This window comes from Streptomyces sp. M41(2017) (assembly GCF_002078175.1).
Taxonomy (GTDB): Bacteria; Actinomycetota; Actinomycetes; order Streptomycetales; family Streptomycetaceae; genus Streptomyces.
This window is the reverse complement of the sequence record NZ_MWFK01000001.1, coordinates 542,954-557,957: the sequence shown is the minus strand read 5'-3', so window position 1 is coordinate 557,957 and position 15,004 is coordinate 542,954. Positions and strand designations below refer to the sequence as shown.

Annotated in this window: 14 protein-coding genes and 1 pseudogene; 4 read left to right on the top strand and 11 right to left on the bottom strand. The window is 72.7% G+C overall.

All coding sequences use genetic code 11. The annotated features are described in order from the left end of the window. Positions 1–381: 381 nt before the first annotated feature. Positions 382–957, bottom strand: a complete 576-nt coding sequence (locus B0675_RS02635; protein WP_081217109.1) for a TetR/AcrR family transcriptional regulator — start codon at positions 955–957, stop codon at positions 382–384. Positions 958–1,060: 103 nt separating this feature from the next. Here B0675_RS02635 and B0675_RS02630 point away from each other — a divergent pair. After that, positions 1,061–3,516 (top strand): annotated as a pseudogene (locus tag B0675_RS02630) (glycoside hydrolase family 3 C-terminal domain-containing protein). Positions 3,517–3,604: 88 nt separating this feature from the next. On the opposite strand, the gene B0675_RS02625 reads toward B0675_RS02630, so the two are convergent. Together B0675_RS02625 and B0675_RS02620 are read right to left on the bottom strand one after the other, a co-directional pair. Then, on the bottom strand, positions 3,605–4,579 hold the full coding sequence (locus B0675_RS02625; protein WP_081217108.1) for an aldose epimerase family protein: 975 nt from the start codon (positions 4,577–4,579) through the stop codon (positions 3,605–3,607). A gap of 10 nt (positions 4,580–4,589) precedes the next feature. Continuing rightward, positions 4,590–5,486 carry an SGNH/GDSL hydrolase family protein gene (locus B0675_RS02620; protein WP_081217107.1) on the bottom strand — a complete coding sequence of 299 codons (897 nt, stop codon included), beginning with the start codon at positions 5,484–5,486 and terminating at the stop codon, positions 4,590–4,592. Positions 5,487–5,789: 303 nt separating this feature from the next. Here B0675_RS02620 and B0675_RS02615 point away from each other — a divergent pair, with 303 nt between their 5' ends. Next, positions 5,790–6,284, top strand: a complete 495-nt coding sequence (locus B0675_RS02615; protein WP_081217106.1) for a DUF3145 domain-containing protein — start codon at positions 5,790–5,792, stop codon at positions 6,282–6,284. A gap of 86 nt (positions 6,285–6,370) precedes the next feature. Here B0675_RS02615 and fabF read toward each other — a convergent pair whose 3' ends face one another. From fabF to fasR, 5 genes are all read right to left on the bottom strand, one after another. Then, positions 6,371–7,642 (bottom strand): beta-ketoacyl-ACP synthase II, encoded by a 1,272-nt coding sequence (gene fabF / locus B0675_RS02610; protein ID WP_081217105.1) that lies wholly within the window; start codon positions 7,640–7,642, stop codon positions 6,371–6,373. 127 nt (positions 7,643–7,769) lie between these two features. Then, positions 7,770–8,018: an acyl carrier protein gene (locus B0675_RS02605; RefSeq protein ID WP_081217104.1), complete on the bottom strand. Its 249-nt coding sequence runs from the start codon at positions 8,016–8,018 to the stop codon at positions 7,770–7,772. 74 nt (positions 8,019–8,092) lie between these two features. Beyond that, positions 8,093–9,124 carry a ketoacyl-ACP synthase III gene (locus B0675_RS02600; RefSeq protein ID WP_081217103.1) on the bottom strand — a complete coding sequence of 344 codons (1,032 nt, stop codon included), beginning with the start codon at positions 9,122–9,124 and terminating at the stop codon, positions 8,093–8,095. A 13-nt stretch (positions 9,125–9,137) separates the two neighbouring features. Next, positions 9,138–10,055 (bottom strand): ACP S-malonyltransferase, encoded by a 918-nt coding sequence (locus B0675_RS02595; RefSeq protein WP_081217102.1) that lies wholly within the window; start codon positions 10,053–10,055, stop codon positions 9,138–9,140. 89 nt (positions 10,056–10,144) lie between these two features. Next, positions 10,145–11,350, bottom strand: coding sequence for a fatty acid biosynthesis transcriptional regulator FasR (gene fasR / locus B0675_RS02590; protein WP_081217101.1), 1,206 nt, complete (start codon positions 11,348–11,350; stop codon positions 10,145–10,147). A 94-nt stretch (positions 11,351–11,444) separates the two neighbouring features. On the opposite strand from fasR, the gene B0675_RS02585 reads away from it, so the two are divergent. Next, a complete protein-coding gene (locus B0675_RS02585) occupies positions 11,445–12,104 on the top strand; it encodes a pirin family protein (RefSeq protein WP_081221550.1) in 660 nt (219 codons plus the stop codon). Positions 12,105–12,130: 26 nt separating this feature from the next. On the opposite strand, the gene B0675_RS02580 is transcribed toward B0675_RS02585, so the two are convergent. Next, the gene (locus B0675_RS02580; RefSeq protein WP_081217100.1) at positions 12,131–12,724 is read right to left on the bottom strand and encodes a TetR/AcrR family transcriptional regulator; all 594 of its coding nucleotides are present in this window, start codon (positions 12,722–12,724) and stop codon (positions 12,131–12,133) included. A gap of 97 nt (positions 12,725–12,821) precedes the next feature. Here B0675_RS02580 and B0675_RS02575 point away from each other — a divergent pair, with 97 nt between their 5' ends. Continuing rightward, complete coding sequence (locus B0675_RS02575) at positions 12,822–13,643, top strand: NAD(P)H-binding protein (RefSeq protein WP_081217099.1); 822 nt, start codon at positions 12,822–12,824, stop codon at positions 13,641–13,643. A 37-nt stretch (positions 13,644–13,680) separates the two neighbouring features. On the opposite strand, the gene B0675_RS02570 is transcribed toward B0675_RS02575, so the two are convergent. Both B0675_RS02570 and B0675_RS02565 read right to left on the bottom strand, forming a co-directional pair. Further along, entirely contained in the window at positions 13,681–14,502 is an 822-nt protein-coding gene (locus B0675_RS02570) for a serine hydrolase domain-containing protein (protein ID WP_081217098.1), read from the bottom strand. A gap of 19 nt (positions 14,503–14,521) precedes the next feature. Next, positions 14,522–14,992, bottom strand: coding sequence for a GNAT family N-acetyltransferase (locus B0675_RS02565; RefSeq protein ID WP_081221549.1), 471 nt, complete (start codon positions 14,990–14,992; stop codon positions 14,522–14,524). Between the last annotated feature and the right edge of the window lie 12 nt (positions 14,993–15,004).

Genomic DNA, 15,004 nt, shown 5'->3' with positions numbered 1-15,004 from the left:
CCGGGAACGACGTGCCGGCCGGTGCCAGGGACAGGCCGCGCCGCGTACACCGCCCGGGCGGGCGCGGCCTCGTCGCGGACCGGGAGGAGCGCGATGCCGGGCCGTACGGTCTCGGCGGCGGCCCGGGACCGGGTCACCCCGAGCCCGGGGCCGACGTACTCCTGCCGGGCGGTCCACTCGGCGACGACGTGCGCGATGCGTGTCCGGAACCCGTGCCGCAGCGCCGCGTCGAGGAGTGTCCCCTCGGTCCGCCGGCTCCCGGACGCCCGGTCTTCGTCCGCCGGTCGGGGCAGCCGCACCCAGGACATCCGGACCTGGAGGTCGTCGCCGCGGTCGGCGCCCCCGTGACGGGGTGAGGGCGGACAGGCGGCGCGCGAGCGGTCAGTGCTCGCCGAGCAGCGTCAGGAAGTCACGGAACGCGGCCGGCATGTCCACCGACTCCGGGTCCAGCAGCCACTGGTACTGGAGCCCGTCCATCACGGCCACGAGCAGGGGGGCGGCGCGCTCCGGCGTGAGACCGCTCGGCAGCCGCTCCCCGTACTCGGCGCGCAGCACGGCGGCCATGTTCGCGCGGACGGCGGTGTAGCGCCTGGTGAAGAACTCGCGCGCCGGGTGTCCCTCCGTGACGCTCTCGCCGAGCAGCGCGGAGAAGGTCTGGATGATGCCGGGCCGCATCGCGTTGTACTCGACCAGCGAGACGAGCAGATCGGACCGCCACGCGCTGTCCGGCACGGCGTCCCACTGGTCGCGCTCCTTGAGCACGGCGACGAGCAGCGCCTCCTTGGTCGGGAAGTGGTGCAGCAGGCCCTGCTGGGTGAGTCCCACGCGCTCGGCGACCGCGGCGAGGCTCGCGCCCCGGTAGCCGCGCTCGGCGATCACCTCCAGCGCCGCGCGCACGATCTCCGCGCGCCGCTCCTCACTCCTGGTCCTGGTCGCCATGGCGTCACCGTACGGCATCCGATCACCCCGATTATAACGGCAGGATAACGAAACCTACCGCTCTACAGGTAGCCGATGCAGGATGGAGGCCACAGACGGCTTTCAACGAGGAGGTGCCGCCATGGCGGAGACAGCGGTGGACACGGCGAAGGACCCGCAGGGGGCGGACGCGGCCCGCGAGGCCGTCGTCGAGGCGGCGCTCGCCCGCCTCGACCTCGACGCGAAGGCGGGCCTGCTGGCCGGCCGGAACATGTGGACGCTCCCCGCGCTCCCCGAGATCGGGCTGCCGTCCCTGGTCATGTCGGACGGCCCGATCGGCGTCCGCGGCGTCCACTGGACCGCCGACGACCCCTCCGTCGCCCTGCCCTCGCCCACCGCCCTCGCCGCCACCTGGGACCCGGAGCTGGCCCGCCGCGCCGGCACCCTCCTCGCCCAGGAGGCCCGCCGCAAGGGCGTCCACGTCCTGCTCGCCCCCACCGTGAACCTGCACCGCTCCCCGCTCGGCGGGCGTCACTTCGAGGCCTACAGCGAGGACCCCCTGCTGACCGGCGCGATCGGCAGCGGCTACGTCCGGGGCGTGCAGTCCGGAGGGGTCGGCACCACCGTCAAGCACTTCGTCGCCAACGACGCCGAGACCGACCGCTTCACCGTCGACAACCTCGTCTCCGAACGCGCCCTGCGCGAGCTCTATCTGGCCCCCTTCGAGACGATCGTCGAGAACGCCCACCCCTGGGGCATCATGACCGCCTACAACCAGGTCAACGGCACCACGATGACCGAGCACCGCTACCTCGTGAACGAGGTCCTGCGCGGCGAATGGGGCTTCGACGGCTTCAACGTCTCCGACTGGATGGCCGGCCGCGCCACCAAGGCGGCCATCGAGGGCGGCCTCGACGTCGCCATGCCCGGCCCCCGCACCGTCTACGGCGCCCCGCTCGCCGCCGCCGTCCGGGCCGGCGAGGTCGACGAGGCCACCGTCGACACGGCCGTCCGCAACGTGCTGCGCCTCGCCGCCCGCGTCGGCATCCTCCAGGGCGCCGAGCCCGTCGTGACCGACCTGCCCGCGACCGTCGACGGAGCGGCGCTGGCCCGCGAGATCGCCCGCCGCGCCTTCGTCCTCGTCCGCAACGAAGGCGCCCTGCCGCTCGCGGAAGGCCGCCGCGTCGCGCTCATCGGGGCCGCGGCCCGCGACGCCCGGGTCCTCGGCGGCGGCTCCGCCACCGTGTTCCCCGCCCGGGTGGTCTCGCCCCTCGACGGCCTCACCGCCGCCCTCCCCGAGGGCACGCTCAGCTATGCCGTCGGCGCCGACCCGACCGTCGAACTTCCCATCGCCGACAAGGGGTTCGAGCTGCGCGCGGTCTGCCGCGACGCCGCGGGGGAGACCATCGGCAGCGGCTCCGCCCCGAGCGGCCAGATCCAGTGGATGGGCGACGACCTGCCCGAGGGCGTCACCCACGACACCCTGCACACCGTGGAGCTGACCGGCACCTTCACCCCGCGCGACACCGGCCTGCACACCTTCGGCGTGAAGGGCCTCGGCGCGTTCACCCTCACCGTCGACGGCACGACCTACTTCGACGGCGTCCAGGGCACCGACAAGGACGACCCCTTCATCACCTTCTTCGGCGCCCCCGTCCCGCGCGGCCGGGTCGAACTCACCGCCGGAGCGCCCGTCGAGGTGTCCCTCACCTACGTCGTCGCCCTCCCCGAGGACATCCCGATGAAGGTCGTCGGCTTCTCGCTCGCCCATCAGGAACCGGTGCGCGACGCCGACGAACTGATCGCCGAGGCCGTCGAGGCCGCCCGCGCCGCCGACACCGCCGTCGTCGTGGTCGCCACCACCGACGCGTCGAGTCCGAGGGCTTCGACCGCGCGGACCTCAGGCTCCCCGGCCGCCAGGACGAGCTGGTGCACGCCGTGGCCGCCGCCAACCCCAACACCGTCGTGATCGTCAACTCCGGCTCCCCGGTGGAGCTTCCGTGGCGCGACGAGGTCGCCGCGGTGCTCCTGAGCTGGTTCCCCGGCCAGGAGGGCGGCGCCGCCCTCGCCGACGTCCTCACCGGCGCCCACGAGCCCGGCGGCCGCCTCCCCACCACCTGGGGCTCCCTCGCCGACGCCCCGGTCACCCGGGTCACCCCGGCCGACGGCGAACTCCCGTACACGGAGGACGTGTTCATCGGCTACCGCGCCTGGGAGAAGGAGGGGCGGACCCCCTCCTACCCGTTCGGCCACGGACTCGGCTACACCGACTGGACATACGAGGCGATCGAGGTCGAGGGCACGACGGTGACCGTCCGGGTCCGCAACTCCGGTGAGCGCGTCGGACGCGAGGTCGTCCAGGTCTATCTCGCCCCCACGGAACCGGACGCGGAGCGGCCCGCCCGGGCGCTCGCCGGCTTCGCCGTCGTCGAGGCCGCCCCCGGCGCGAGCGTCGAGGCCGTCGTGGAGCTGCCGCGCCGCGCGTTCGAGCTCTGGGACACCGCCGCCGGCGGCTGGGCGTTTGTGAAGGGTTCGTACGAGATTCAGGCAGGGCGTTCCCTCACGGACCCCCGGCTGCGCACGATCATCGAGGCGTGACCGGCGCACGTCCCCCCGAGCAGCCCCGGTCCGGAACCTGACCTCCGGACCGGGGCTCGCCCTTCTCCGGCCCCTGGCGCCTGTCGCCCTAGTCCCGCGCGGAGAACGCGTACACCGTCTCCGACCGGTAGACCTGGCCCGGCCGCAGCTCGGTGGTCGGGAACTCCGGCCGGTTCGGCGAGTCGGGGAAGTGCTGGGTCTCCAGCGCGATCCCGTCGTTGGGAGCGAACGGGGCGTCGAGGTGGTCGGCGGTGTAGAACTGCAGGCCCGGTTCGGTGGTCGCCACGGTCAGCACCCGCCCGGACGCCGGATCGTGCAGCTCGGCCACCTCGACCGGGGTGTCCGTGATCCCCTTGTCGAGCACGAAGTTGTGGTCGTACCCCGCCCCCGTCTTGCGCGCGGTGCGGAAGTCGAAGCGGGTGCCCTCGACGGGCTCCAGCTCCCCGGTCGGGATGAGGTCGGCGTCGACCGGCGTCAACCGCGAGGCGTCCAGCCGCAGCTCGTGCCCGATCGCGCTGCCGGATCCGCTCAGGTTCCAGTACGTGTGGTTCGTCAGGTTCAGCACCGTCGGCGCGTCACAGACCGCCTCGTAGACGATGCGCAGCGCGCCCCGCTCGTCGAGGGTGTAGGCCGCGGAGACCTCCACGCGGCCCGGGAAGCCCTCCTCACCGTGCGGGCTGACCCGGGAGAGCCGCACCCCGTGTTCGAGCGGCTCCGCGTCCCACACCCGCTTGTCGAAGCCCCCGTCGCCGCCGTGCAGCGAGTTGGGCCCGTTGTTCGGCGCCAGGTGGTAGGTCGCCCCGTCGAGCGGGAAGCGCGCCCCGCCGATCCGGTTCGCGTACCGCCCCACCAGGGCCCCGAGATACGGCTCCGGATGCCCCACGTACCCCGCCAGGTCGGGGAAGCCCAGCGTGACGTCGAGGGCCTGCCCGTCCCGGTCCGGCACCTCGGCCGACTGCACGATGCCGCCGTACGTGAGCACACGCACCCGGACCCCGGCCCGCTCCAGCGTGAAGCGGTGGACGGGGGTGCCGTCGGAAAGTGTGCCGAAAAGTTCGCTCATGGGAGAAACCCTAGGTGACGGGCTTCCGCGCGGTAACGGTCCGGTAGGCGATCTCCGCGAGTCGGGCCTGGCCGTCCGTGCTCGGGTGGAACCAGTCCCAGTGGCTCAACTGGTCCGTGCCGAAGCGGTAGTCGAACACCGCGTTCCCGTCGAAGCGGCAGTACCGGTCCTTGGCGCACACCTCGCGCAACACCTGGTTGTAGGCCTCCACCCGGTCCTGCACCCGGTCCCGGCGCAGGGTGGCCGCCGACGTCAGCGAGTCGGCGTCACCGAGCATCGAGGGGCAGATGCCCAGCTTCCAGATCTGCTTGCCGAGCGCGTTGCCCCGCCCCTGCGACCACAGCCGCTTCAGGTCCGGCACGCTCGACACGTACACCTGGGTCTTGGGCAGTGTCCCGCGCAGGGTGTCCATCGCGTCCTGGAACGAGCGGCGGAAGGACGTCACCGACGTCATCGCCGAGGTGGAGGCGCGGCAGGCGTCGTTGGCGCCCGCCATCACCGTGACCAGCGCCGGCCGGCGGGTCGCCGCCTGCGCCATCTGGCCGGGCAGGTCGTCCATCCGCGCACCGGTCACCGCGTAGTTCCAGCTCCGCTCCGCCGCCCCGGTCCTGCCGAGCAGCCGGACCGCGAGACTCCTGACCCGCGGGTCGCTGCCGGTCGCCCAGGACACCTCGGGGCAGTCGGACAGCACACTGCACGCGTCGAACCCGCGGGTGATGGAGTCTCCGACGGCGGCCATCGACGCCGGGCTGCGGTCCCACGCCGGCGCGGGCCTCGGTGACTTGTGGCCCCCCGTGCCGCTGGGCGCCGAGGAGTTGCCGCCGGAGGCGTCACACCCGGCGGCGCCGAGGAGGGCCGCCACCGCGACGGCGAGGACGGCCCGTGAACGGTGGCCGCGATTGCGCATCCCCTGGTCTCCTCGTTCGTTGTACAGGGTTGGTCGGCACCCGCTCCGCGCGGTCGGTCGCACCACGTCGTACAGGGCCGGCCACCCGCTTTCCACGGGGCGGCCGGACCGGCCCGGTAACCCTTCCGGACCCCCGCAGGAGGTCCGGACGCGTCCCGCCGGGTGAAACCTCCGAGTCCACGGCGCCAGGACCGACGGTACGTCACACTCCTCGCGCCACAGCACGGTAGCCTCGCCCCGTGGCCGCCCTGCCACTGCCGTTCCGCTAAGTTACAAGATGTCTCGCTCTGTCCGGAGGCCCCAGTGACGACACGTGGAGTTCTCTACGTGCACTCCGCGCCCCGCGCGTTGTGCCCCCATGTCGAGTGGGCGGTCGCGGGGGTGCTCGGCACGCGCGTCAACCTCGACTGGATCCGGCAGCCCGCCGCGCCGGGCACCTGGAGATCCGAGTTCTCCTGGAAGGGCGAGGCCGGCACCGCCTCCAAACTCGCCTCCGCGCTGCGCGGCTGGCACCTGCTGCGCTTCGAGGTCACCGCCGAACCCTGCTCCACCGCCGAGGGCGAGCGCTACAGCTGCACCCCCGAACTCGGCATCTACCACGCCGTCACCGGCATCCACGGCGACATCCTCATCCCCGAGGACCGGCTGCGCGCCGCGCTGCTGCGCTCCCAGCGCGGCGAGACCGACCTGGAGGCCGACCTCGCCAAGCTGCTCGGCAAGCCCTGGGACGACGAACTCGAACCCTTCCGCTACGCGGGCGAGGGCGCCCCGGTCCGCTGGCTGCACCAGGTGGTCTGACCCGCGAAACGCCGAACGGTGTGTGGCCCGTACCCCTGGATCCAGGGGTACGGGCCACACACCGTCGCACTGCAGACGAACCGGCGTCAGATCGTGCGGAACGCCAGCACCACGTTGTGGCCGCCGAACCCGAACGAGTCGTTCAGGGCGGCGATACGGCCCTCGACGGGCAGCTTGCGCGCCTCGCCGCGGACGATGTCGGCGGCGGCCTCGGCCTCGGGGTCGAGGTTCTCCACGTTGATGGTCGGCGGCGCGATCCGGTTGTACAGCGCGAGCACGGTCGCGACGGACTCGACGCCACCGGCGCCACCGAGGAGGTGACCGGTCATCGACTTGGTCGCGGACACCGCGAAGTGGTCGGCGTCGTCGCCGAACACCTTGCGCAGCGCCTTCAGCTCGGCCACGTCGCCGGCGGGCGTCGAGGTGGCGTGCGCGTTCACGTGCACGATCTCGGCCGGGTCCAGGTCGGTGCTGTCGAGCAGGTGCTGCAGCGCGCGGGAGATGCCGCGGCCCTCGGGCTCCGGCTGCACGATGTCGTGCGCGTCGGCCGAGATGCCCTGGCCGACCGCCTCGGCGTACACCCGGGCGCCGCGCCGGGCGGCGTGCTCGGCGGACTCCAGGACGAGGACGCCGGCGCCCTCGCCGAGGACGAAGCCGTCACGGGCGACGTCGTAGGGACGGGAGGCGCCCTCGGGGTCGTCGTTGTTCTTGGACATCGCCATCATGTTGCCGAAGGCGGCGATGGGAAGCGGGTGGATGGCCGCCTCGGTGCCACCGGCGACGACGACGTCGGCGCGGCCCGTGCGGATCATCTCGATGGCGTAGCCGATGGCCTCGGCGCCGGAGGCGCACGCGGAGACCGGGGTGTGCACACCGGCGCGGGCGCCGACGGCGAGACCCACGTTGGCGGACGGGCCGTTCGGCATCAGCATCGGGACGGTGTGCGGGGAGACGCGGCGTACGCCCTTCTCCTTCAGCACGTCGTACTGGTCGAGCAGGGTCGTCACGCCGCCGATGCCGGAGGCGATGACGGCGCCCAGCCGGTCGGGGTCGACGCTCTCGTCCTCGCCCGCCTTGTCGGTGAAACCGGCGTTCGCCCAGGCCTCCTTGGCCGCGATCAGCGCGAACTGCGCCGAGCGGTCCAGGCGGCGGGCCTGCGGGCGGGGGATGACCTCGCCCGGTTCCACGGCGATCTGCGCCGCGATGCGGACCGCCTGGTCGGCGGCCCACTCCTGCTCCAGGGGGCGGACGCCGGAACGTCCGGCGATCAGGCCCTCCCAGGTAGAGGCTGCGTCGCCACCCAGCGGTGTGGTTGCGCCGATACCGGTGACGACCACGGTGCGATTGGTCGGGCTCACGGGAATTCTTTCTCCAACGGATACGAGGATTCAGCGGCGCCACCGCCGGGTGGCGGGGCATCAGCCCAGGCGGACCGGGGCACTAAGCCCCGGCGAACCCGGGCGGCAGGCCCAGGTGATCGACGGATCAGGCCTGGTTCTTGAGGATGTAGGACGTCGCGTCGCCGACCGTCTTGAGGTTCTTGACGTCGTCGTCGGGGATCTTGACGTCGAAGCGCTCTTCGGCGGCGACGACGACCTCGACCATGGACAGCGAGTCGACGTCCAGGTCGTCGGTGAAGGACTTGTCCAGCTGGACGTCCTCGGTGGGGATCCCGGCGATCTCGTTGACGATCTCGGCGAGACCTTCGACGATCTCTTCCTGAGTGGCGGCCATGTCAGGCGCTCCTTCGGTGTGTTTACAGAGGGTGGCGATGTTCCGTACGGACCGGATGATCCGGCACGGAGTGCCTAGGGGAGGGTAACGACCGTCGCGGCGTACACGAGACCCGCCCCGAAGCCGATGACGAGCGCGGTGTCGCCGCTCTTCGCCGCTCCGGTCGCCAGGAGCCGCTCCATAGCGAGCGGGATCGAGGCGGCCGAGGTGTTGCCGGTGGTGCGCACGTCACGCGCGACCGTGACGTGTTCCGGCAGTTTGAGGGTCTTCACCATCGAGTCGATGATCCGCTCGTTGGCCTGGTGGGGAATGAAGACGTCCAGGTCGTCCGGGCTGATCCCGGCCGCTTCCAGCGCCTGCTGCGCGACCTTCGCCATCTCGAACACGGCCCAGCGGAAGACCGCCTGGCCCTCCTGCGTGATGGCGGGGAACTTGATCTCGCCCTTGGAGTCGAGCGGAAGCTGGGTGACGTCGCCGACGTGGAAACGGTCCCAGGGAACGGTCTGCTTGATCGTGCCGGCCTTGTCGCCCTCGCTGCCCCACACGGTCGGGCCGATGTGCGGCTCCTCGGAGGGACCCACGACGACCGCGCCCGCGCCGTCACCGAACAGGAAGGCCGTCGCGCGGTCCTCCAGGTCGGTCAGGTCGGAGAGCCGCTCCACGCCGATGACGAGGACGTACTCGGCCGACCCCTCGACGATCATGCCCTTGGCGAGGGTCAGGCCGTAGCCGAAGCCCGCGCAGCCGGCCGAGATGTCGAAGGCCGCGGCCTTGTTCGTGCCGAGCTTGTCGGCGATCTCGGTGGCGATGGCGGGGGTCTGGCTGAAGTGCGACACGGTGGAGACCACCACGGCGCCGATCTGGTCGGCGTTGATCCCGGCGTCGGCGATGGCCTTGCCGGACGCCTCGATCGACATCGCGGCGACGGTCTCCTCGTCGGAGGCCCAGTGCCGGGTCTCGATGCCGGAGCGCGAACGGATCCACTCGTCGGAGGAGTCGATCGTCTCCAGGATCACCTCATTGGGCACCACGCGGACGGGGCGGTAGCCGCCGACGCCGAGAATGCGCGCGAACGGAGCGCCCTTGGGTGCCTTGATCTTCGACATGCTCTCGGGCTCCTTAGGCCGCGCTGTGCTCGGCGATGAGCTCGCGAGCCGCGTCGAGGTCGTCGGGTGTCTTCAGGGCCAGCGTCGTGACGCCGGGCAGCGCGCGCTTCGCCAGACCGGTCAGCGTGCCGCCGGGGCACACCTCGATCAGCGCGGTCGCGCCGAGTTCCTTGAAGGTCTCCATGCACAGGTCCCAGCGGACCGGGTTGGCGACCTGGCCGACCAGCCGCTCGACGACCTCGGCACCGGTGGCGACGGCCTTGCCGTCCCGGTTCGACACGTACGTGACCCGCGGGTCGGCGGGCGTCAGGTCCTGGGCGGCCTTCGCCAGCGCCTCGACGGCGGGAGCCATGTGCTCGGTGTGGAACGCGCCCGCGACCTTCAGGGCCACGACCCGCCGGACACCCTCGGGCTTGTCCGCCTCCAGAGCGGCCAGCTGCTCCAGCGTGCCGGCGGCCACGATCTGGCCCGCGCCGTTCACGTTCGCCGGGGTCAGGCCCAGCTTCTCCAGGTGTGCGACCGTCGTCTCCGGGTCGCCGCCGAGCAGCGCCGACATGCCGGTCCGGGTGACCGCGGCGGCGTCGGCCATCGCGAGACCGCGCCCCCGCACGAGGGTCAGCGCGGCGGTGTCGTCGAGCACTCCGGCGAACGCGGCGGCGGTGATCTCGCCGACGCTGTGGCCCGCGACGGCACCGGGGTCCACGTCACCGAGGGCGGCGGCGGACAGCAGACCCGCGGCGACCAGGAGCGGCTGGGCGACCGCCGTGTCGCGGATCGCGTCCGCGTCGGCCTGGGTGCCGTAGTGGGCGAGGTCGAGCCCGATGGCGTCCGACCACGCGGCGACGCGGTCGGCGGCACCGGGGAGTTCGAGCCAAGGAGTCAGGAAGCCGGGCGTCTGGGCGCCCTGGCCGGGAGCGACGAGTACGAGCACTCTCACACTCTCTCTTGTGGACGGCCACGGCCGCCCGTGGGGACAGGGACGAAGAACACGAGGGGGAATTGTAGGTCCCCGACAAAAGGCTAGGTCTGGGGATCTCCATCGGCGAGACGCCCCAGGATCAGCGCGATCCGCAGCGTGAACGCGGATCGTACATCCGAGGGCGACCAACCGGTGACGTCAGTCACACGTCGGAGCCGGTAGCGCACGGTGTTGGGATGGACGAAGAGCATCCGGGCGGCCCCCTCCAGGCTGCTCGCCTGCTCCAGATAGACGCTGAGCGTCTCCAGGAGCGCGGAGCCGGCCTCCTCCAGCGGTCTGTAGATCTCCTCCACCAGCTGCTCGCGGGCGGACGGATCGGAGGCGATGGCGCGCTCCGGCAGCAGATCGTCCGCGAGGACCGGGCGCGGGGCGTCCTGCCAGGCGGTACATGCCTTGAGGCCGGCGGCGGCGGCCTGCGCGGACCGGGTCGCGGCCAGCAGGTCGGGCACGATCGGCCCGGCGACGACCGGTCCCGCGGCGTACGGGCCGATCAGCGACTTGGCGACGGCGAGGGGATTGTCGCTGCCGCCCGCGATGACGACCAGCCGGTCGCCGAGCACGCCGGTCAGGACCTGGAGCTTGGCGTGCCGGGCGGCCCGCCGGATCGCCTCGACCGTCAGTTCGCTGTCACCGTCGGGGGCCGTGCCCAGCACCACGCAGACATGTTCGGGCGAGTTCCAGCCGAGCGCGGCGGCCCGGGAGACGGCACCCTCGTCGGCCTCGCCGGAGAGCACGGCGTTCACGACGAGGGATTCGAGCCGGGCGTCCCACGCGCCGCGGGCCTCCGCCGCCTGCGCGTACACCTGCGCGGTCGCGAAGGCGATCTCCCGGGCGTAGACCAGGAGCGCCTCGCGCAGCACGGACTCGTCGCCGGGGGCCGCCACCTCGTCGATGGCCGACTCCATGACCTCGATCGTGGTCCGCACCATCTCCACGGTCTGGCGCAGGGTGATGGCCCTGGTCAGCTCGCGCGGCGCGGTTCCGAAGACGTCGGTGGAGATGGCCTGGGGCGCGTCGGGGTGCCGGAACCACTCGGTGAAGGCGGCGATGCCGGCCTGGGCGACCAGCCCGATCCACGACCGGTTCTCCGGTGGCATGGCCCGGTACCACGACAGCGTCTCGTCCATGCGCGTGATCGCCTGGGCGGCGAGACTGCCGGACGACTTCTCCAGCCGCTTGAGGGTCGCGGAGTGCGCGTGGACGTCGTGCGCTGGGCGCTCGGTGTTGCTCGCTTCGGGTTCGGGCACGGGACAAGACTGCCTTATCAGGACGGAGCCGTGCGGCGGCGGGTCGCACGTAAGCGGGGAGGCCGGGCGTCCGTCCGGGGCTACGGTGGTGGACGTGATGGACGTCCGCCGCGCCGAAGAGCGCTACCGCGGAGGGGACCCGGCGGCCGGGATCTCCTCGCTCCACGCCTTCTCCTTCGGCCCGCACTACGACCCCGACAACCTCCGCTTCGGCGCGGTGATCGCCTGCAACGAGGAGCGGCTCGATCCCGGGACGGGCTTCGACGAGCACCCGCACAGTCACACCGAGATCGTCACCTGGGTCGTGGAGGGGGAGCTGACCCACCGTGACTCGGCTGGGCACGAGTCGGTGCTGCGGCACGGCGACGTCCAGCGGCTCAGCTCGGCGGGCGGTGTCCGGCACGTCGAGCGCAACGACGGCGAACTCCCGCTGGTCTTCGTGCAGATGTGGCTCGCCCCGCTGGAACCGGGCGGCGACCCGTCGTACGAGATCGTGCACGGCATCGCCGACTCCACGCCGTACGCCCTGCCCGAGGCGGGCGCCATGCTGCACGTGCGCCGTCTGACGGCGGGTGAGCGCACCGCCGTCCCGGACGCGCCCTTCGTCTACGTCCACGTCGTCCGGGGCGAAGTCCGCCTGGACGGCGAGGAGCTGGGCGAGGGCGACGCGGCCCGCATCACCGACGCGAAGGACATCGAACTCGTCGCGGGCGTGCCCGCCGAACTGCTGATGTGGGAGATGGCCGTCGGCTGACACCGGAGGCCGCGGCCGGGACGTCCCTAGACCGCCGCGTCGAGTTCGCGCATCAGCCGCGCTCCCTCACGGGTCATGATCTCCGGGTCCCGCAGGGCGTTGGAGAGCAGGGACATGCCCTGGTAGGCGCCGACGAGGGTGAGCGCGCGGCCCTCCGGGTCGGCGTCGCCGAGCTCCCGGTACTGCGCGGCGACCCAGTCCAGCAGCAGCCGGACCACCTGCCCCGCCGCGAGGTCGAGGCCGCCGTCGTCCCGCTTGTCGAGCTCCGCGGCGAGGGTGCCGGTGGGGCAGCCGTAACGGGCTGCGGTGTCGCGCCGCGAGACCCACGCGCCGACGAGTCCCTTGAGGCGCTCGCGCGGATCGGGGAGCCTGTCCAGCTCGTCGGTCAGCTCCTTCAGATGCCCGGCGTGCTCGGCGAGAGCGGCCTCGACCAGCTCGTCCTTGGTCTTGAAGTAGTAGTAGACGTTGCCCGCGGGGACCCCCGCGGCGCGGGCGATGTCGGCGATCGTCGTCCGCTCCACGCCCTGCTCGTGCAGCACCCGGGCCGCCGCCGCCGTCAGCAGGCGCCGCTTGCCGCCCGACCGGGCCCGGGGGCTCCGGACCTTCTCTGAGTCAGTCACCCGACTGACTATAGACAGCCGCGCACCCCGCTTGCTAGCGTCCCTCCCGTCGAACTAAGTCAGTCGACTGACTAAATTTTTTTGCGAGGAGACCGGCATGTACGTGGTGACAGGAGCGACCGGGAACGTGGGCCGCGCGCTGGTGCGCAGGCTGGACGACGCGGAGCTGCCGGTGACGGCGGTGGCCCGGCGGATCACCGGTGCGGACGTACCCGAAGGCGTCCGGACGGTGGCGGCCGACCTCGCCGAACCCGCCGGGCTGGGTCCCGCGTTCGAAGGGGCCGAGGCGCTGTTCCTGCTGGTGGCGGGGGAGGACCCGCAGGGCGTCCTGGACGCGGCGCGGGCCGCCGGCGTCCGGCGGGTGGTGCTGCTGTCCTCGCAGGGCGTCGGCACCCGGCCGCAGGCTTACGAGCATCCGGCCCGCTTCGAGCGGGCGGTACGGGAGTCGGGCCTGGACTGGACGGTCCTGCGGTCCGGCGGGATGGCCACCAACGCGTTCGCCTGGGCCGGATCCGTCCGGGCCCGCCGCGAGGCCGCGGCCCCGTTCGGGGATGTCGGGCTGCCGTTCGTCGACCCCGACGACGTGGCCGCCGTCGCGGCCGCCGCACTGCGCGGGGAGGGCCACGCCGGGGCCACCTACACGCTGACCGGTCCCGCGGCGACGACCCCGCGGGAACGCGCCGCCGCCATCGCCGCCGCACTGGGCGAGCCCGTGCGTTTCACCGAGCAGACCCGCGAGGAGGCGCGCACGCAGATGGCGGCCTTCATGCCGCTGCCGGTGGTCGAGGGCACCCTCGCCATCCTCGGCGAACCGACGGAGGAGGAGCGCCGGGCCGGCCCCGACGTGGAGCGGGTGCTGGGCCGCGCGCCGGGCACGTTCGCCGGCTGGGCGCGGCGCAACGCGGCGGCGTTCCGCTGAGCGGGCGGGAGGCGCCGCCGTCCCCGCCGGCCTCTCCTCAGGCGCCGAGTTCGGCCAGCACCGCGTCCGTGAACGGCGGCCACGCCTCGATCGCCCAGGGTCCGAAGGCCCGGTCCGTCAGGGCGACGCAGGCGGCACCCGCGACCGGGTCGACCCACAGGAACGTACCGGACTGGCCGAAGTGGCCGAAGGTCCGCGGGGAGGACGAACTCCCCGTCCAGTGCGGCGACTTGGAGTCGCGGATCTCGAAGCCGAGACCCCAGTCGTTGGGGCTCTGGTGTCCGTAGCCGGGCAGGACGCCCTTCGTGCCCGGGTACTGCACGGTCATCGCCTCCGCGACCGTGCGCGGATCCAGCAGCCGCGGGGCCTGGAGCTCGGCGGCGAAACGGACGAGGTCCTCGACCGTCGAGACGCCGTCCTTGGCGGGGGAGCCGTCCAGCGTCGTCGCGGTCATGCCGAGCGGTTCGAGGACCGCCTGGCGCAGGTACTCCGCGAAGGGCATCTCCGCCGCCTTGGCGATGTGGTCCCCGAGCACCTCGAAACCGGCGTTGGAGTACAGCCGCCGCTCACCGGGCGCGGAGGTCACCCGGTGTTCGTCGAAGGCGAGACCGGAGGTGTGCGCGAGCAGATGCCGGACCGTCGAGCCGGGAGGCCCGGCCGGTTCGTCGAGCTCGATCGCCCCCTCCTCGTAGGCGACGAGCGCGGCGTACGCGGCGAGCGGCTTGGTGACCGAGGCGAGGGCGAACCGGTGCTGCCCCGGGCCCTGGGTGCCCACGACCGTGCCGTCCGCGCGGACGACCGCGGCGGCGGCGGTGGGAACGGGCCAGTTCGCGATCAGCGCCAGACTCTGCAAAGACATGCGGCCGAGCCTAAGCCGCTCACAGGGTCAGCCGCATCGAGGGGTCCGGCTTGCGGACGAAGCCGAGGGACGCGTACAGCGGCTCGGCCTCGGCGGACGCGTTGAGGTCGACCTGCCCGACGCCCCGCCCGCGGAACCAGCCGAGGAGCGTCTCCATGCAGGCGCGGGCGTACCCGCGGCGCCGGGCGTCGGGGTCGGTGGCGACACTGAAGACGTGCCCGACCGCGCCGTGCGGGTTCTCCGCCCGTCCGATCCGGTACTCGACCGTCCCGGCGACGAGGGCCGCGAGCGCGCCGGGACGGTCCGGGTGGTCGACCACGAAGGCCACGAAGGACTCCTGCGGATCGGCGAGCTTCGCGCGTACGGTGGGCAGCGAGGCGGCGTGCCACGCACTGGAGCTGTCGGCGGCGAAGACCGAGTCGATCATCACCTGGCGCAGGCGGAGCACTTCCCGGGCGTCTTCGGCTGTGGCACGGCGTACGAGACTCATGATCGGCACGCT